The sequence below is a fragment of the Microbacterium proteolyticum genome (genome assembly GCF_030818075.1).
Classification (GTDB): Bacteria; Actinomycetota; Actinomycetes; order Actinomycetales; family Microbacteriaceae; genus Microbacterium; species Microbacterium proteolyticum_A.
Map to the genome: position 1 here is coordinate 3,111,242 of NZ_JAUSZZ010000001.1, position 17,165 is coordinate 3,128,406.

Consider the following 17,165-nt stretch of genomic DNA (forward strand, 5'->3'; position numbering starts at 1 on the left):
AGCTCGAAGGTAGGTGGCGGATCCGACCCCGCCCGCCCGACACGCGGCGTGTTCGATATTCGCGTCGAAGATCAGCGCACGACACCAGCGTCGGGCGAGGTGACGTCGTACTCCTTGGCGCGATCGGGAGGGCTCTTCTGCATGAGGCGGTCCAGCACGACCGCCTTCTCAGCCGATCGGTCGGCACTGCCCCAGACGACCGTCGATCCCGACGCACCGAGCGTGAGGGTCACGTCGTCCGGAGTGGATGCCGAGACCCCGGTCACCTGCGAACGCACGGCATCGGGAAGGGCACGCATGACCCGGCCGGCCGCGTGGAACGCCGCGGAGTCGGTCCCCTCCGCGATGTCGAGCACCGGCTGCCCCGCCGGCGCGTCGGGCGTGGTCGATAACGCGACGCCGGCGGCATCCACCACCGTGAAGCCGGCTGCGGTCTGCATCGCGCCGATCGGCGTGCGTTCGACGATGTTCACGACGAGGTCGTGCGGCGGCCGGGCCTCGAGGGTGTACGACTCCACGAGCGGGAAGCGGACGAGCGCGGCCTTCACCTCGCTGTCGTCGACGAGGGCGAGCGGGGTTCCGAGCTGACCGCTCAGCGCGTCGGTGACGGCGCCGGCATCGAGCTGTGCGGTTCCGACCACGTCGATGCGCTCGAGGGCGAAGAGCGGGCTGTACGCCGCACCGGCCGTGCCGACCACGGTGACCAGGAGCGCGGCGCCCACGCCGATCCAGATGTTGCGGCGCCGGCGGCTGCGCACCGTGAAACGCTTGACCTCGGCCGACAGGGCGCGCCGACGCGCCCGTGAGGCGCGCAGCACATCACGGAGCCTCGCACCCTCGAGGGGCGGCTCGGTCGCGGTATCCGTCGTCGCACGCGTGAGCGGCGTCACCGGAGCCGTCTGCTCGGCGGCGACCGGATCCCGCGGCGCCGGACGCTCGACCCGCGGGACCGGCCGGACGGACTCCGGCTGCTGCGGCAGGGGCGAAGGCCGCTTCACGCTCAGACCGCCGCGGCCTCGGTGCGCGAGAGCGCCTCGAGCACCTGCGGGATGATCTGGTACACGTTGCCGCAGCCGAGGGTGATGACGTAGTCGCCGGGGCGGGCCACCTCGGCCGTGTACTCGGCCGCCGCCTGCCAGTCGGGGACGTAGTGCACGTGCGACGGGTCGGCGAAGGCTCCGCTCACGAGCTCTCCGGTCACCCCGGGAACCGGGTCTTCGCGGGCCCCGTACACGTCGAGCATGACGGTGTGGTCGGCGTGCGATTCGAGCACCTCGGCGAACTCGCGGTACATCTCCTGCGTGCGCGAGTAGGTGTGCGGCTGCTGGATCGCGATGATGCGCCCCTCGCCCACGACCGTCCGTGCCGCCGACAGCGCGGCGGCGACCTCGGTGGGGTGGTGCGCGTAGTCGTCGTAGACGCTGACGCCGTGTTGCACGCCGTGCAGTTCGAAGCGGCGGACCGTGCCGCCGAAGCCCTCGACCGCGCGCGCGGCATCGGCGAGCGTGTGACCCAGCACGCGCAGCACCGCCACGGCGCCGGCGGCGTTGACGGCGTTGTGGGCGCCGGGGACGCGCAGGCGCACGTCGACGCTCTCACCGTCGGCGGTGAGCGTGAAGGCGACGGGGCCGTCGGTGCGGATGCCGCTGAGGCGCACATCAGCCGTCTCATCCTCGCCGAAGGTGATGACGTTCGCGTGCGTGATGCGCTCGCGCACGGCGCGAGCACCCGGGTCGTCGGCCGAGATCACCACAGCCTCGCGCGCGGCGTCGGCGAAACGCGCGAACGCGGCATCGAAGGCGTCGCGGGAGCCGTAATGGTCGAGGTGGTCGGGGTCGACGTTGGTGATGAGGGCGACGGAGGTGTCGTAGAGCTCGAACGTGCCGTCGGACTCGTCGGCCTCGATGACGAAGAGCTCGTCGGAGCCGGTCCCGCTGGAGGCGCCGAGATCGGCGATCACACCCCCGTTCACGAACGTGGGGTTCTCCTCGAGCGCGCGCAGCGCCGTGACGATCATGCCGGTCGAGGTGGTCTTGCCGTGCGCTCCGGCGACCGAGACGAGTCGTCGACCGCCGATCAGCCAGTGCAGCGCCTGCGAGCGGTGAATGACGTGCAGCCCGCGCTGCTTGGCCGTGACGAACTCCGGGTTCTCGGGCCAGATGGCGCCGGTGTGCACGACGGTGTCGGCATCGCCCAGGTGCGCGGCGTCGTGGCCGACGTGGACGACGGCACCGCGGGCGGCGAGGTCGCGGAGCGCGGCACTGTCGGAACGGTCCGAGCCGGAGACCCGGATGCCGCGGTCGAGGAACATGCGGGCGAGCCCGGACATGCCCGAGCCGCCCACGCCGATGAAGTGCGCGGAGGTGATGGTCTCGGGGATGGGGAGGCTCAGGTCGGGTCTGATCATGGCGTCTGCGAGTTTACGTCGCCGACCCTGCGCACACGCCCCGGCGCGCCCGGGTCGCGGAGCGTGCGAAGCGACTGCGGCCGGCCGGGGCCCGCGGTCACCGGCCGGCGCGACACGGACACCGGGCCGCACCGTCACCAGAACAGGGGATGCCACGGCAACAGGCCGGCACGACGGGGAACGCCCTGTTCCGATGACGTCCCCGGTTCTCGTGACACCTGCTCACGTCGGCGGTGCGTGGTGTGCGGCAGCGCGACTCACGGGCGGCAGCGCGCCAGCGCGACCCGCCGGCGCCAGCGCGCCAGCGCGACCCGCCGGCGCCAGCGCGGCAGCGCGACCCGCCGGCGCCAGCGCGGCAGCGCGACCCGCCGGCGCCAGCGCGGCACCGCGACCCGCCGGCGTCAGCGCGCCACGGCCTCGTCGACGAGCGCGATGACGTTCTCGGTACCGGTCCGGATGCCCGTGCGGGCGGCTGCGGCGCGCATGGCCTCCCGGCGTTCGCCGTCGCGCAGCAGCGGCACGATCTCCGTGCGCACGCGCTCGGGCGTCAGGTCGGCGTCGGTGATGAGGATCGCCGCCCCCGCGCGCACCGAGGCGGCCGCGTTCAGGCTCTGCTCGCCGTTGCCGACCGCGTACGGAACGTAGACGGCGGGGATGCCGAGGGCGTTGATCTCGCTGACGGTCGCAGCGCCCGATCGCGAGACGACGAGGTCGGCCATCGCGAAGGCCAGGTCCATGCGGTCGACGTAGCGGACGACGGCGTAGCCCTTCGCGCCCGGGTCGGGCAGGTCGGAGTTCTGGCCGGTGACGTGCAGCAGCTGCCAACCGGCGTCGAGCACGTCGCGCCAGGCTCCGCCGAACCCGGTGTTCAGCCGGAGCGCTCCGAGCGACCCGCCGAAGACGAGGAGCGTGGGCTGCGAGGGATCCAGTCCGAAGTGGGTGGCCGCCTCGTCGCGCAGGGCCGGGGCGTCGAGCTCGACGATCTCGCGACGCAGCGGCATCCCGACCTCGCGCGCGCCCCGCAAGGGCGTGCCCTCGAAGGCCACCCCCACCCGGGCCGCCCCGCGGGCACCGAGCACATTCGCCAGACCCGGCTTGGCGTTGGCCTCGTGCACGACGAATGGCACGCGCTCGCGGCGCGCGGCAAGGTAGGCCGGGGCTGCGGCATACCCGCCGAAGCCGACGACGACGTCGACGGAGCGGTCGCGGATGATCCGTCTCACGTGCGCCACGGCGCGCAGCAGACGCGCGGGGAAGACGGCGGCGGCGCGGTCGGGGCGGCGCGGGAAGGGCACCTTGTCGACCGTGAGCAGTTCGTATCCGCGCAGCGGCACGAGACGGGATTCGAGGCCCTCCCGGGTGCCGAGCACGAGCACGTCGGCCGCGGCATCGCGGGCGCGCAGGCCGTCGGCGACGGCGAGGAGCGGATTGACGTGCCCGGCGGTGCCGCCGCCGGCGAGGAGGTAAGTCGTCACCGTACGACCCTAGTCAGAACGCCGGTCGTGGGCCCGCTCGTCGCGCCCCGCGACACGACGCGGGAAAGACCCGCCCGTGCGCCACAGACCGAGCGGAACAGCCGACCATCGCCCACGAATCCCCTGCGCTGCGCGCGCGACGAGCCACGGACTCGCGCCGGGCGCACGCGACGAGCCGCGGACTCGCGCCGGGTGCACGCGACGAGCCGTGGACTCACCCCGGCGGCGATCGGCCGGAGCCGGGAAGTCAGCCGCGACGAGCGCAACCACACGCGAACCGACCAGGGCCGAGACCGTCAGCCGCGACCGGCACCACCACAGGCCGACGCACCGAAGCCGAAACCGTCAGCCGCGACGGGCGGAACGGCGGGCGGGTGTCCGCGCCGCCCGAGAAGCCTCCGCGACCGCGCGACGATCGGGCAGCGTGCGCGCGCACGACAGCAGCACGCCGCACGCGATGAGCACCGACAGCAGCGACGTGCCGCCCTGCGACATGAACGGCAGCGGGACGCCCAGCACGGGGAGGACGCGCAGCACCACGCCGATGTTCACCAGCGCCTGGCCGACGATCCACAGCGTGATCGCGCCCGCGATGATCCGGACGAACGGGTCGTCGGTCCGCCGGATGATGCGGAAGGCGCCCACCGCGAACAGGGCGAAGAGCAGCAGCACCACGACGCAGCCGACGAGGCCCAGCTCCTCGCCGATGATGGCGAAGATGTAGTCGTTGGCGGCGGCCGGGAGCCAGTCGTACTTCTCTTTCGAGTTGCCCAAGCCCAGTCCGAGGAGCCCGCCGCTCGCGAGGCCCCACACACCGTGCAGCGACTGATAACAGGTGGTGTAGTAGCACGACGCGTCATCGGGCGCGAAGAGGCTGCCGATCCGCTCCATGCGGTTCTCGCTGCCGACCGCGGACAGCAGCACCACCACGACGGACAGCAGCGCCGGCAGGATGAACATGCGCAGCTTGATGCCGGCGAAGAAGAGCGCACCCAGCACCACCAGCACGAGGATCATCACCGTGCCGAGGTCCTTCCCACCGAGCACCGTGCCGATCACGAGCACGGAGACCGGCACGACCGGGATGAACACGTGCGCCCACGACGTCAGCAGACGGCGCTTGCGCCAGAGCACGGCCCCCATCCACAGCGCCAGCGTGAGCTTGAGGAACTCCGCGGGCTGGAACTGGAAGCCGCCGATCGCCACCCAGTTGCGGTTGCCGTTGGCCGCGATACCGAGACCGGGCACGTACACCAGCAGCTGGAACGCCGTCGCGAAGATCAGGGCGGGCCAGGCGATCTTCCGCCAGAACTCCATGCGCGCACGGCTGAGCACGAACATGAGCGGGATGCCGAGGACGGCGAACACGCCCTGCTTCATCACGTGGTCGAACGGGCTCTGGCCGCCGTCGAGGGCCGAGGTCGCCGACAGCACCATCACGAGACCGAACCCGGTGAGCAGCAGAGCCGCGGAGGCGATGAGCAGGAACTCCCCCGACACCGGCCGGAACGCCCGCCCCAACGACACGCGGGCGATGAGCCCGCCGCGCTCGGGCTGGTCGTCGGGGGTCTGCCGCGGAGGGGGCGCCGTCGTGGTCACGCGTGTCCCCCTCAGTCCTGCGGTCGAGATGCTCCGTCGCCCTGCCCCGCGATCCACGCCCGCACCGCGTCGGCGAAGCGTTCGCCGCGGTCGGCGTAGGAGGAGAACTGATCGAAGGATGCCGCCGCGGGAGCCAGGAGAACGGTGTCTCCGTCCCGGGCCACACCCGCCGCCAGTTCGACGACCTGGGCCATGACGTCTTCAGTCTCGGCGTGGTCGACCTCGAACAGCGGAACCGCCGGGGCGTGTCGCGCGAACGCCGCGACGATGTCGCCGCGCTCGGTGCCGATGACGATGGCGGCGCGTACCGCGCCGCCGCGGGCGCGGACGAGGTCGCTGAGGTCGACGCCCTTCAGCAACCCGCCGACCACCCAGACGGCGCCCGGGTACGCCGCGAGCGACGACGATGCCGCGTGCGGGTTGGTGGCCTTGGAGTCGTCGACCCACGTGACACCCGCGTGGGCCCCGACGACCTGGATGCGGTGCGGGTCGAGGCGGAAGCGCTCGAGAGCGTCGTGGATGTGCTCGGGCGCCGCGCCGAGGGAGCGGGCGAGGGCGCTGGCCGCGAGGATGTTCGCCACCACGTGAGGGGCGGCGAGCCCGCGTGCGGTGAGGTCGGCGACCGTGGTGAGCTCCAGGGCGGAGGTCGCCCGCTCCTCGAGGAAGGCGCGATCGACGAGGATCCCATCGACGACGCCGAGATCGCTCGGCCCCGGCACGCCCAGGTCGAAGCCGATGGCGCGCGCGCCCTCGATGACCTCGGCATCCTCCACCATGCCCCGGGTGACGAGGTCGGCCTTGTTGTAGACGCACGCCACGCGGGTGCGGGCGTAGACGCCGGCCTTCGCGTCGCGGTAGGCGTCGGCGCCGCCGTGCCACTCGAGGTGGTCGTCGGCGAGGTTCAGGCACACCGCCGCGTGCGGCGACAGCGCGTCGTCGCCGGTCTGCAGGTTGAGGTACCACAGCTGGTGGCTCGAGAGCTCCACGACGAGTGCGTCGAACCCGCTCGGGTCGCGCACGGCGTCGAGGACGGGGGTGCCGATGTTGCCCACGGGCACGGCGCGCAGGCCGGCGGTGACGAGCATCTCGGCCGTCAGCCGCGTCGTGGTGGTCTTGCCGTTGGTCCCCGTGATGAGCACCCAGTCGGCCGGGCGGCCGTCGGGACGCACGACCTTGTCGCGCACGCGCCACGCGAGCTCCACGTCTCCCCACAGGGCGATGCCCTGCTCTTGCGTCCACCGGATGACGGGGTGGTGCGGCGCGAACCCGGGCGAGGCGACGACCACCTCGGGCGCGAAGTCGGCGAGGGCGGCGGGCACGGTGTCCAGCGGCCCCTCGTACAGCTCGACGCCGAGCACCGGGAGAAGGCGCGCGTACTCGGCATCCGCCCGCTCCGTCACCACGAGCACCTCGGCGCCGAGCTCTGCGAGCGTGTCGGCCGCGGAGAACCCGGTGACCGACAGGCCCAGCACGGCGACGCGCAGGCCCTTCCAGTCCGCGTGCCAGCTGGTGAGGGTGGTGAGGTCGGTCATACGCGTGAGAGCCATTCGACGTAGAAGAATCCGATGCCCGAGACGGCGAGGAGGCCCGCGATGATCCACATGCGCACGACGATGGTGACCTCGGGCCAGCCCCGCATCTCGAGGTGGTGGTGCAGCGGGCTCATGAGGAACAGCCGCTTGCCCTTCGTGGCCTTGAAGTAGGCCCGCTGCAGGATCACCGACCCCGACGCGATCACGTACACGCCGGCGATGAGCACGAGCAGCAGCTCGGTGCGGGTGAGGATCGCCATCGCGGCGATGACGCCGCCGATGGCCATCGACCCGCAGTCGCCCATGAAGACCTTCGCCTTGGGCGCGTTCCACCACAGGAACCCGACGAGCGCACCGACGAACGACGCCGACACGATCGCCAGGTCGAACGGGTCGCGGACCGCGTAGCACCCCGCCTGCACGGTGGGGTCGAGGGCGTCGGCGCACATCTGCTTGTTCTGCCAGAACGCCATGAGGCTGTACGCCCCGACGACGAAGATGCCCGATCCCGCCGCCAGACCGTCCAGACCGTCGGCGACGTTGACGGAGTTGGATGCCGCGGTGCCGATGAACGAGATCCAGGCGAGGTACAGCAGCCAGCCGAGCACCGGCCCGAGCGCGAAGAGCGACAGCACCTGGATGTCGCGGAAGACGGAGATGTACTCCGACGCCGGTGTCTGCCCGACGCTGTTCGGGAAGTTCAGGGCGACGACCGCGAACGGGACGGCGACGATCACCTGACCGGCGATCTTCCGCCAGCCGGAGAGGCCGAGGCTGTTCTGGTGGCGCACCTTCATGTAGTCGTCGATGAAGCCGACGACGCCGAAGCCGAGCATGAGCCACAGCACCAGCAGGCCCGAGATGGTCGGGGGGTTGTTGCCGGCGTAGGAGCCGATGAAGTACCCGACGATCGTGCCGAGGATGAAGATCGTGCCGCCCATGGTGGGGGTTCCGCGCTTGGCGCCGTGCGACGGGTTGTGCACGTTCTCGGGCGTGCGGATGACCTGGCCCCAGCCCCAGCGGCGGAACCACCGGAGGAACACCGGGGTGAGGAACAGGGTGAAGGCAAGCGAGATCGCCGCCGCGGTCAGAAGTGATCTCACGCGAACAACTCTCCCAGACGGTCGCCGAGGTGCCGCAGCCCCGCCGAGTTCGACGACTTCACCAGCACCCGGTCACCGTCGCGCAGTTCGGTCGCGAGGTAGTCGTAGGCGGCATCGGCGTCGGGGAAGAAGACCGCCTCGCCGTCCCACGAGCCCTGGGCGATCGCCTCGAGGTACATGCGGCGCGCTTCGGGGCCGATAACGACGATGCGCTGGATGCGAAGGCGGACGGCCAGCAGGCCCACCCGGTCGTGCTCCTCGTCGGCGTACTCCCCCAGCTCGCTCATCGCACCGAGGACGGCGACGGTGCGCTCGTGCGGTCCCGTGATCTGCGCCAGGGTGCGCAGCGCGGCGGCCATGGAGTCGGGGCTGGCGTTGTAGGCGTCGTTGATGATGCGCACGCGCTCGGACCCCAGCGGCTGCATCCGCCAGCGTTCGGCGATCTCGACCGTCTCCAGCCGCGCGATGGCGTCGGCCGCGGGCACACCGAGGGCCGTGGCAGCGGCGATCGCGGCGAGGGCGTTCATGACGTGGTGCTCGCCCAGCACCCGAAGGGTCAGGGTGTACTCCTGACCGTCGACGAGCAGGTCGGCTCGTGTTCCGGATGCCGAGACCTCGACGTCGACGGCGCGGACCTCGGCCCGCTCGCCGCGGCCGAACCACCGCACGCCCTGCCCGCGCTCGCGCGCGAGGGGCTCCATGGCGGCGACGCGGGGATCGTCGGCGTTGAGCACGGCCAGGCCCCCCTCGCGCGTGGCGCGCACGAGCTCGCTCTTGGCGTGGAAGGTGGACTCGATACCGCCGAACCCGCCCGCGTGGGCCATACCCACCATCAGCACCACGCCGATGTCGGGCGTGACGAGGCCCGCGAGATGCGCGATCGCGCCGGGGGCGCTCGCGCCGAACTCGCTGACGAGGTAGCGCGTGGCATCCGTGATCCGGAGCATGGTCAGCGGAGCGCCGACCTCGTTGTTGAACGACGCGCGAGGGGCGACGGTCACTCCATCGTCCTCGAGGATGCGGGCGAGGAGGTTCTTGGTGGTCGTCTTGCCGTTGGAGCCGGTGATGCCGACGATCTTCAGGCGTCCCTCGGCGCGCACGCGCGCCACGACGTCGCGCGCCAGGGCACTGAGGGCGGCGACGGAGTCCGGGACGACGATCTGGCTCACCCGCTCGTCGAGTTCGCGCTCGACGATCGCCAGAGCGGCGCCCTGCTGGATGGCGGTGCCCACGAAGAGGTGACCGTCGGTGGTCTCCCCCGGCTTGGCGACGAAGATCCCGCCGGGCTCGATCAGGCGCGAGTCGGTGTCGACCAGTCCCGAGACGAGGGTGTCGGGGGTGTCGCCGCCGTGCACGACGAGGCGACCGCCGAGCACGTCGGCGAGGTGGGAGAGACTCGTGGAGATCATTGCTGTGCGGACGCCCTTTCCGATGTCGCATTCGTTACCGAGACGAGACCGGTAGACGGGTGTCTCAGCCGAACTTGGGCAGTTCGGGGGTCGAGGTTCCGGAGGGGATGACCCGGTAGGTCTTGAGGACTTGCGTGAGGGCCTTCTGGAACGCGGGCGCGGTGGCCGCGGACGATTTTACCGTCCGCGGTTCGTCGAGGTTGACCTCCACCACGTACTGCGGGTCGTCGGCGGGGGCGAAACCGACCATGGTGGTGAAGTACGCGTCCGACTTGTAGGCGCCGGTGACGGGGTCGGTCTTCTCACCGGTACCGGTCTTGAGCGCGACGCGATACCCCGGAATGGCGACCTGGTCGGCGAGCGTCCCCTGGGTCGCGACGTTCTCGAGCATCTGTGAGACCGTGCGGGCGGCATCCTCCGACACGACGCGCTCCCCCTGTGCGTCGGGCACGTCGGTGACCGTGCCGTCGGCGGCGGTGCAACTCTCGACGAGCGACAGCGGCATCCGCACGCCCCCGTTCGCGATGGTCTGATAGGCCCCCGCGAGCTGGGGCACCGTCACGGCGAGGCCCTGGCCGAAGGTGGTGTTGTAGAAGGTCTGCTTGTCCCAGTCGGCCGGATCGCGCAGGATGCCGGACGACTCTCCCGGGAAGGCGACCGCCGTCTGCTCGGTGAGCCCGAACTTCTTCAGGTACGAGATGCGGGTGTCGAGCGGGATCATCTCGCCGAACTTCGAGATGCCGACATTGGAGGAGTCGATGAGCACGCCCGTGAGGGTGTAGCGGTTCTCGGGGTGCGAGAAGGAATCGGACACGCGGGCGCCATCGGGGAAGTTCTCACGCGACGACGCCGTCACGGTGGTCCCGGAGGTGAAGGCCCCGCTGTCGAGTCCGATGGCCGCGGTGATCGCCTTCATCGTCGAGCCCGGCTCGTGCGGGTCGCCGAAGGCGGCGCTGCCGCGATCGGACTCGGGCGTGGCCGTGGGGTCGTTGGGGTCGACGGTGGGGTACTCCGCCAGGGCCCGGATCTTCCCCGTCTTGGCCTCGACGACCGTGATGGTGCCGCGCAACGACCCGGTGTTCTGCACCTGCTCGGCGATGAGCTGGCCGAGGTACCACTGCAGGTCGCGGTCGATGGTGAGTTTGAGGGTGCCGCCGTCGACCGCGGGCCGGGTCTCGGTCTCGGTGCCCGGCAGAACCACGCCGGACGGGCTCCGCTGGAAGACCATCTCGCCGTTGGTGGATGCCAGGCACGAGTCGTCCGCCGCTTCCAGGCCCGCGAGCGCCTGCCCGTCGCCGCCGACGAAACCGAGGAGGTTCCCGCCCACCGCACCGTCGGGATAGACCCGACCCGCCTGCGGCGGGAAGCTGAGGAACGGCAGTCCGAGGTCGGCGAGCGCCCGGTACTTCTCGGTCGAGACGCCCTTGGCGATGACGGCGTACTGCGAGGAGGGGTCGTCGGCCACGGCATCCGTGACGATCTTCTGCACCTCGCTCTGCTCGATCCCCAGAACGGACGCGATGCGGCCCGCGAGGACGGGCCACGCGGTGGTGACCTTCTCGTCATCGTCGTCGTAGGTGGTGATGCCGTCGACGGCGAGGGACGGATCGATCTGCACGTCGTAGCGGTTGATGCTGGTGGCCAGCGGCGTGCCGTTCGCGTCGACGATCGGTCCGCGCGTGCCGTACAGCGTGCGCGAGGCCTCCAGCCCCATCGCCAGCGACTCGTCGACGTGGTCGCGCGCGTTGACGACCTGGATGTCGATCAACCGCACGACGAAGGCGATCAACACGATCAGCACGACCGCGAGGGCGACGACGGTGCGACGCCGCGGGGACCGGGAGGTGGCAGTCGTCATGGCTCTCATCGTGTCGCGGGTGTGGGCAGACCGTCGCTGATCGGCGGGGGTGTCGCGGATCCGGTCGCCGGAGCCGTGCCGTCGGCGGGCGCGGTGGCCGCCGCCTCCGGGGCGGTCCCCCCGCTCTCAGTGGTCGCGGCGGACGGGTCGGTCACGAGGGGGACGCCGGCGATGAGCGCGTTGCCCACCGAGCCGCGCCCCTTGGCGTCCACCGACGACGTGGTGTCGGCGGGCTTGTCGGACCCGACCACGGCGCCGTCGCTCAGGCGCAGGTAGGTCGGCGATTCATCGATCACCATCCCGAGGGCGGCGGCGTTGGCGGCGAGGTACTGCGGCGAGCTCAGGCCCGCGGTCTCGTCGAAGAGCATCTGCTTCTGGTAGGTCAGGTCGCGCTGCTGCTGGGTGAGCGAGGCGATCTCGAAAGAACTCTGGGTGGTGAGGATGCCGAGCCCCATCTGCACGAGCACGATCACGAGCGCCCCCGCGACGGCGATGATCCCGAAGAGCCGTCGTGGCGCACGGCGGCGGACCGGCGCGGGCACGACCGTGAGCCGCCGCTCGCGGACGGGCGCGGGGAAATCGGGGAAGAAGACGTCGTCGACCCGGGGGTCGATGGCCGGGGATGCACTCATACGTCCTCCTGGATCCTCTCGGCCGCGCGCAGGCGCACGGGGGTGGCACGGGGGTTGACCGCGCGTTCGTCGTCGCTCGCGAGTTCGGCACCGCGCACGAGCAGGCGGAACTTCGGTGCGTGCTCGGGGAGTTCCACCGGGAGCCCCCGGGGAGCGGTCGATGCCGACGCCTCGGCGAACACGCGCTTGACCAGGCGGTCCTCCAGCGACTGATACGACAGCACCACGATGCGGCCGCCGACGCCGAGCACGCTCAGGGCGGCGGGGATCGTGCGCTCGAGAACGGAGAGTTCGGCGTTCACCTCGATCCGCAGGGCCTGGAAGACGCGTTTGGCGGGGTGACGCTCGCGCAGCACCGCCGCGGGCGTTGCCCCCTGCAGCACGGCGACGAGCTGGGCCGAGCGTTCGAGCGGCTCCTTCGCGCGGGCGGCGATGATGGCGCGGGCGTAGCGTCCGGCGAGCTTCTCCTCGCCGTAGCGCTCGAAGATGCGGCGCAGATCGCCCTCACCGTACGTGGCGAGCACCTGGGCGGCGGTGACGCCCTGCGTCTGGTCCATGCGCATGTCCAGCGGCGCGTCCTGCGCATAGGCGAAGCCACGGGAGGCCTCGTCGAGCTGCAACGAGGAGACACCGAGATCGAAGAGGATGCCGTCGACCTTCGACACGCCCGCTGACGCCACGGCCTCGGCGATCCCGTCGTAGACGGTGTGCACGAGCGTCACCCGGTCGCCGAAGCGCCGGAGCCGCTCCGCCGCGATGCGGAGGGCGTCGGTGTCGCGATCGAGTCCGATCAGCCGCGTGTGGGGAAAGCGCTCGAGAAAGGCCTCGGAGTGCCCGCCCATCCCGAGCGTGCCGTCGACGAACACGGCACCGGGCTTGTCGAGCGCGGGCCCGAGGAGCGCGGCGCAACGCTCGAGCAGGACGGGGGTGTGGATGTCGCGGATGTCCATGGTGACGGGGGCCGGTCCACCGGCTCTGATCCCCACCCGCATCGACCTGGCACCGGGGAAGTGTGTCAGGGCGTGCGGCTGGGCATCACAGCCTGCGGGTCAGAACAGTCCCGGAATCACCTCCTGCTCCATCTCGGCGTACGTCTCTTCATTGCTCTCGGCGTAGGCGTTCCAAGCCTCGGCGTCCCAGATCTCGGCGTGGGCGCCCACGCCGGTGACCACGAGCTCGCGCCCGAGACCGGCATAGGTGCGCAGCGCCGGGGGGACGGTGATGCGGTTCTGACTGTCGGGCTTCTCGGCGCTGGCCCCCGAGAGGAACATGCGCAGGAAGTCGCGGGCCTGCTTGTTGCTGAGCGGAGCCTCGCGGATGCGCTCGTGCACGCGTTCGAACTCCTCGGTGCTGAACACGTAGAGGCAGCGATCCTGCCCGCGCGTGATCACCACTCCGGCGCCGAGATCGTCGCGGAACTTCGCCGGCAGGATCACCCGACCTTTCTCGTCGAGCTTGGGAGTGTGCGTGCCGAGCAGCATCGGGCACCCACCCCCCTTCGTCCGGCCTGCGAAGTTTTCCCCACTTTACTCCACTGGCCTCCACTTTGCTATCGAAATCAGGGATCCGCCGCTCGTCGACCGTCGCCGCGGGGGTGCTCGCGGCGTGTGCGGATGCCACAACTCCCGCGTATTTCCGGGGTCAGACGCGACACCGGCGTCGCGGGTGGAGGAAAAGGGAGCGGCGGACGGGCGCTCACCCCCTCCCGGGGTTCGACGAGGCGCTCGCCGACCGCCGGCGCCCGAGCGGGGACAGCCGCTCCCCGGCGAACGGCGCGCGGCGCGTCCGAACGCACCGGGCGACGCGATCAGGCGACGTCCGCCGCCTCCCGGGCACACGAAAAAGCACCGGCTCCGAGGAGCCGGTGCTGGGTGAAGCGGGGGGAGAGCCTACGGGTTCTCGCGGCGGCGGTCCCAGCGCTCGTTCATGCGGTCCATGAACGACGAGCCGGAGGCGCGGGTCGCGCGGGGCTTCGAGCCGGTGGGGGCTGCAGCAACCGCACCTCGCATCGGCGTGACGGCGAAGATCACGCCGCCCACCATCAGGACGAAGCCCAACACGCCGATCGCGATGCCGAGGAAGCCCGTGTTGAAACCGATCGACACGCCCACGACCAGGGCACCGAGACCGGCGAGCACCAGGATCGAGCCGAGGACGATGTTGCGGTAGCTGAGGGCGCGACTGGGAGCAGAGACGACATCGGTGTCGTTGCTCATGAGATGGCGCTCCATCTCATCCAGCAGACGCTGCTCCTGTTCGGAGAGTGGCATGCATCCCCCTCTGTTGTTCGGTGTGGAAAATTCTACGTGGGACGAGGATCACTAGGCTAGGCCCGTGCCGACCTCGCCGGAACCGATCGAAGCTGTTTCCCAGCGACTCGACACGTTCCTCTCCGAACAGCTATTGTACGCCGCCGCACTCGGCCCTGAGGCCGAAATGCTCACCCGCGCGGGCGTCGCCGCCCTGCGCGGAGGCAAGCGCCTGCGGGCGCGTTTCTGCCTCACCGGATGGCGCGCGGTCCACCCGTCGCCGACGGGGTTCGACGACGCCGCCCTCGCGGTGTCCACGTCGCTGGAGATCTTCCACGCGGCCGCGCTGGTGCACGATGACCTGGTCGACAACTCCGACACCCGTCGCGGCCAGCCCGCGGCGCATCGAGCGCTGCAGAGCGCGCACCGGGACGCCGGCTGGACCGGCGATTCCGACGTCTTCGGCCGATCGGGGGCCATTCTTCTGGGCGATCTGCTCGTCGCCTGGAGCGACGACCTCTTCGAGGAGGGCCTGCGCGCCTCCTCGACCGCCGACGCGACCCGGCGGGCGTACGCGCAGATGCGCCGGGACGTCACCATCGGGCAGTTCCTCGACGTGGCCGAGGAGTCCGCCCACACCGCCTACCCCGACGAGACGCACGCCGAGCGCGCCCTGCGCGTGGCCTCGTACAAGTCGGCGCGGTACAGCATCCAGCAGCCCTTGCAGATCGGCGCCTCGCTGGCGGGCGCCGACGACGCCCAGCTCGACGCCCTCGGCCGCTTCGGCCACGACGTCGGCATGGCCTTCCAACTCCGTGACGACGTGCTCGGCGTCTTCGGCGACAGCGCCGTGACGGGCAAGCCCGTGGGCGATGACCTCCGCGAGGGCAAGCGCACCGTGCTCGTCGCCTACGCCCGCGAGGCGGTGTCGCCGGAGGAGCGACACCTCATCGACCGGCGGCTCGGCGATCCGGACCTGGATGCCGAGCAGATCGGCATCCTGCAGCAGACGATCGTCGAGACCGGGGCACTCGCGCGCACCGAGCGGCTGATCGCGGACTACGCGCGCCGCGCCGACCTCGCGCTGGCCGACGCACCGCTGGAGAGCGCCGCCGTCGCCGAGCTGCGGGCGCTGGCCCGCGCGGCGACCGAGCGCGCCGCCTGAACCGCACCGCACGTCCAGAACCCCCGGCTGCGGGCGCTGGCCCGCGCGGCGACCGAGCGCGCCGCCTGAACCGCACCGCGCGTCCGGAACCCCCGGCTGCGGGCGCTGGCCCGCGCGGCGACCGAGCGCGCCGCCTGAACCGCACCGCGCGTCCGGAACCCCCCGGCTGCGGCCGGATCGTCGGCGACGCGCGGGCGCGCGCCCCGACCGGGTCGTCAGGCGAGGGTCGCGGCGACTCGACGCACCTCGCTCTTGCGCCCGGCGCGCAGTGCCTCGATGGGCGCGACCCCGATCGTGTCCTCCGGTGTGAGCAGCCAGTCGATGGTCTCGTCGGGGTCGAAGCCGGCGTCGTGGAGGACGATGATCGTGCCGCGCAACGACGACAGCGGGCGCCCGTCCATGACGAAGACCGCGGGCACTTTGAACACGCCTTCGCGCCGCGATCCGACGAGGTAGTGCTCATCGATCAGTCGGCGCACGCGCCCGAGCGGCTCGTCGAGAAGTTCGACGAGGTCGGGGATGGTCAGCCAGTCGGTCTCGTAACGGGTGGTCTCGCTCACCTTGCAACTATCTCATCGCGGCATCGAGGTCGGTGCTTTTCACATTCGTCACAACAGTCACATGCACCTCATTCGTTGACTTCTCCCCCAAGGCATGCGAGCGTGGCGGGCAGTCTGACGAACGGAAGCCCCCCACCATGCGACGACTCCCCTTCCCTCCCCCCGCGACCCGACGCGTCGCCGCCGCCTGGCCGGCCGCCGTGGCCGGCACCATCGCCCTCAGCCTCGCCGGCGAGGGCGCGGCGCACGCGGCGCCGCCCGCCCCACCGCTCAGCGCGCTGCCGACGACACCCGTGAAGGCGCTCCCCGCCTTGGCCGCGACGACCGGGATGAGCACGTACACCGTGCAGCCGGGCGACACGGTGTGGGCGATCGCCCGCGCGAACGGTCTCGACGTCGCCGCGGTCCAAGCCGCGAACGGTCTCACCGCCGACAGCGTCATCCAGCCCGGTCAGGTGCTCCTGCTCGGCGGCACTCCCGCCGCGACCGCCCCGACCGCCCCCGCGCCGGCCGCCCCCGCACCGGCACCCGCCCCCGTCACGCACGAGGTGCAGCCCGGAGACACGGTCTCGGCCATCGCGAGCGCGCACGGCGTCTCGCTCGATGCGGTGCTGAGCGCGAACGGCCTCACGCGCGGCTCGATCATCTACCCCGGCGACGTCCTGCAGATCCCCTCGGGCTCGTCGGCCGCGGCGCCCGCTGCGGCGGCCTCCGAGGCCGCCCCCCTCACCGCGCCGGGCCTGGACGTCGAGCAATCCGACAACGCCCGGCTGATCATCCGCATCGGGCGCGAGCTCGGCGTCTCCGACCACGGCATCCGGATCGCACTGGGCACCGCGATGCAGGAGTCGTGGCTGCGCAACATCGACTGGGGCGACCGCGACTCGCTCGGGTTGTTCCAGCAGCGACCCAGCATGGGCTGGGGCACACCCGAGCAGATCCTGGACCGCGAGCGGTCCACCCGCGTGTTCTACGGCGGGCCGTCCGACCCCAACGGCTGGCAGACCCGCGGCCTGCTCGACATCCCGGGATGGGAGCAGATGCCCTACGCCGACGCCGCGCAGGCCGTGCAGATCTCCGCCTACCCCGACCGCTACGCGCAGTGGGAACAGCCCGCCACCACGTGGCTCGAGGTCCTGGGCTGAGGCCGCGATGGCGGTGAGCCGTTCCCCGGGC

15 protein-coding genes are annotated in these 17,165 nt (G+C 71.5%); 2 read left to right on the forward strand and 13 right to left on the reverse strand.

Annotated features, from left to right (window positions below; genetic code table 11):
* Positions 1–71 precede the first annotated feature (71 nt).
* The 12 genes from QE392_RS14510 to QE392_RS14565 form a co-directional block, all read right to left on the reverse strand.
* Entirely contained in the window at positions 72–998 is a 927-nt protein-coding gene (locus tag QE392_RS14510) for an FtsQ-type POTRA domain-containing protein (protein WP_307452974.1), read from the reverse strand.
* 2 nt (positions 999–1,000) lie between these two features.
* Complete coding sequence (murC, locus tag QE392_RS14515; protein WP_307452975.1) at positions 1,001–2,407, reverse strand: UDP-N-acetylmuramate--L-alanine ligase; 1,407 nt, start codon at positions 2,405–2,407, stop codon at positions 1,001–1,003.
* A 401-nt stretch (positions 2,408–2,808) separates the two neighbouring features.
* Complete coding sequence (locus tag QE392_RS14520) at positions 2,809–3,882, reverse strand: UDP-N-acetylglucosamine--N-acetylmuramyl-(pentapeptide) pyrophosphoryl-undecaprenol N-acetylglucosamine transferase (protein ID WP_307452977.1); 1,074 nt, start codon at positions 3,880–3,882, stop codon at positions 2,809–2,811.
* Between the two features lie 345 nt (positions 3,883–4,227).
* Complete coding sequence (ftsW, locus tag QE392_RS14525) at positions 4,228–5,481, reverse strand: putative lipid II flippase FtsW (RefSeq protein ID WP_307452979.1); 1,254 nt, start codon at positions 5,479–5,481, stop codon at positions 4,228–4,230.
* Between the two features lie 11 nt (positions 5,482–5,492).
* Positions 5,493–7,028 carry a UDP-N-acetylmuramoyl-L-alanine--D-glutamate ligase gene (murD, locus tag QE392_RS14530; protein ID WP_373426481.1) on the reverse strand — a complete coding sequence of 512 codons (1,536 nt, stop codon included), beginning with the start codon at positions 7,026–7,028 and terminating at the stop codon, positions 5,493–5,495.
* Positions 7,010–8,116, reverse strand: coding sequence for a phospho-N-acetylmuramoyl-pentapeptide-transferase (gene mraY, locus QE392_RS14535; protein ID WP_307452981.1), 1,107 nt, complete (start codon positions 8,114–8,116; stop codon positions 7,010–7,012). The genes murD and mraY overlap by 19 nt, the downstream gene beginning before the upstream one ends.
* Positions 8,113–9,525, reverse strand: coding sequence for a UDP-N-acetylmuramoyl-tripeptide--D-alanyl-D-alanine ligase (locus tag QE392_RS14540; protein WP_307452983.1), 1,413 nt, complete (start codon positions 9,523–9,525; stop codon positions 8,113–8,115). Before QE392_RS14540 ends, mraY begins: the two co-directional genes overlap by 4 nt.
* A 64-nt stretch (positions 9,526–9,589) precedes the next feature.
* Positions 9,590–11,383: a peptidoglycan D,D-transpeptidase FtsI family protein gene (locus QE392_RS14545; RefSeq protein ID WP_307452985.1), complete on the reverse strand. Its 1,794-nt coding sequence runs from the start codon at positions 11,381–11,383 to the stop codon at positions 9,590–9,592.
* A gap of 5 nt (positions 11,384–11,388) precedes the next feature.
* Positions 11,389–12,015, reverse strand: a complete 627-nt coding sequence (locus QE392_RS14550; protein WP_307452987.1) for a hypothetical protein — start codon at positions 12,013–12,015, stop codon at positions 11,389–11,391.
* Positions 12,012–12,965 (reverse strand): 16S rRNA (cytosine(1402)-N(4))-methyltransferase RsmH, encoded by a 954-nt coding sequence (gene rsmH, locus QE392_RS14555; protein ID WP_307454158.1) that lies wholly within the window; start codon positions 12,963–12,965, stop codon positions 12,012–12,014. Before rsmH ends, QE392_RS14550 begins: the two co-directional genes overlap by 4 nt.
* Before the next feature lie 99 nt (positions 12,966–13,064).
* Positions 13,065–13,496, reverse strand: coding sequence for a division/cell wall cluster transcriptional repressor MraZ (gene mraZ / locus QE392_RS14560; RefSeq protein ID WP_307452990.1), 432 nt, complete (start codon positions 13,494–13,496; stop codon positions 13,065–13,067).
* A 408-nt stretch (positions 13,497–13,904) separates the two neighbouring features.
* Positions 13,905–14,285, reverse strand: coding sequence for a DUF3040 domain-containing protein (locus QE392_RS14565; RefSeq protein WP_307452992.1), 381 nt, complete (start codon positions 14,283–14,285; stop codon positions 13,905–13,907).
* Between the two features lie 64 nt (positions 14,286–14,349).
* Here QE392_RS14565 and QE392_RS14570 point away from each other — a divergent pair, with 64 nt between their 5' ends.
* The gene (locus QE392_RS14570; RefSeq protein ID WP_307452993.1) at positions 14,350–15,429 is read left to right on the forward strand and encodes a polyprenyl synthetase family protein; all 1,080 of its coding nucleotides are present in this window, start codon (positions 14,350–14,352) and stop codon (positions 15,427–15,429) included.
* A 215-nt stretch (positions 15,430–15,644) separates the two neighbouring features.
* Here QE392_RS14570 and QE392_RS14575 read toward each other — a convergent pair whose 3' ends face one another.
* The gene (locus tag QE392_RS14575) at positions 15,645–15,989 is read right to left on the reverse strand and encodes an Rv2175c family DNA-binding protein (RefSeq protein ID WP_307452995.1); all 345 of its coding nucleotides are present in this window, start codon (positions 15,987–15,989) and stop codon (positions 15,645–15,647) included.
* Between the two features lie 137 nt (positions 15,990–16,126).
* On the opposite strand from QE392_RS14575, the gene QE392_RS14580 reads away from it, so the two are divergent.
* On the forward strand, positions 16,127–17,134 hold the full coding sequence (locus QE392_RS14580) for a LysM peptidoglycan-binding domain-containing protein (protein WP_307452997.1): 1,008 nt from the start codon (positions 16,127–16,129) through the stop codon (positions 17,132–17,134).
* Positions 17,135–17,165: the final 31 nt, after the last annotated feature.

Bases quoted from the DNA above. Each gene is read 5' to 3' on its own strand.
- murC (WP_307452975.1), bottom strand. From the start codon at position 2,407: ATGATCAGACCCGACCTGAGCCTCCCCATCCCCGAGACCATCACCTCC.
- murD (WP_373426481.1), bottom strand. From the start codon at position 7,028: ATGGCTCTCACGCGTATGACCGACCTCACCACCCTCACCAGCTGGCAC.
- QE392_RS14540 (WP_307452983.1), bottom strand. From the start codon at position 9,525: ATGATCTCCACGAGTCTCTCCCACCTCGCCGACGTGCTCGGCGGTCGC.
- QE392_RS14545 (WP_307452985.1), bottom strand. From the start codon at position 11,383: ATGACGACTGCCACCTCCCGGTCCCCGCGGCGTCGCACCGTCGTCGCC.
- QE392_RS14550 (WP_307452987.1), bottom strand. From the start codon at position 12,015: ATGAGTGCATCCCCGGCCATCGACCCCCGGGTCGACGACGTCTTCTTC.
- rsmH (WP_307454158.1), bottom strand. From the start codon at position 12,965: ATGGACATCCGCGACATCCACACCCCCGTCCTGCTCGAGCGTTGCGCC.
- mraZ (WP_307452990.1), bottom strand. From the start codon at position 13,496: ATGCTGCTCGGCACGCACACTCCCAAGCTCGACGAGAAAGGTCGGGTG.
- QE392_RS14565 (WP_307452992.1), bottom strand. From the start codon at position 14,285: ATGCCACTCTCCGAACAGGAGCAGCGTCTGCTGGATGAGATGGAGCGC.
- QE392_RS14580 (WP_307452997.1), top strand. From the start codon at position 16,127: ATGCGACGACTCCCCTTCCCTCCCCCCGCGACCCGACGCGTCGCCGCC.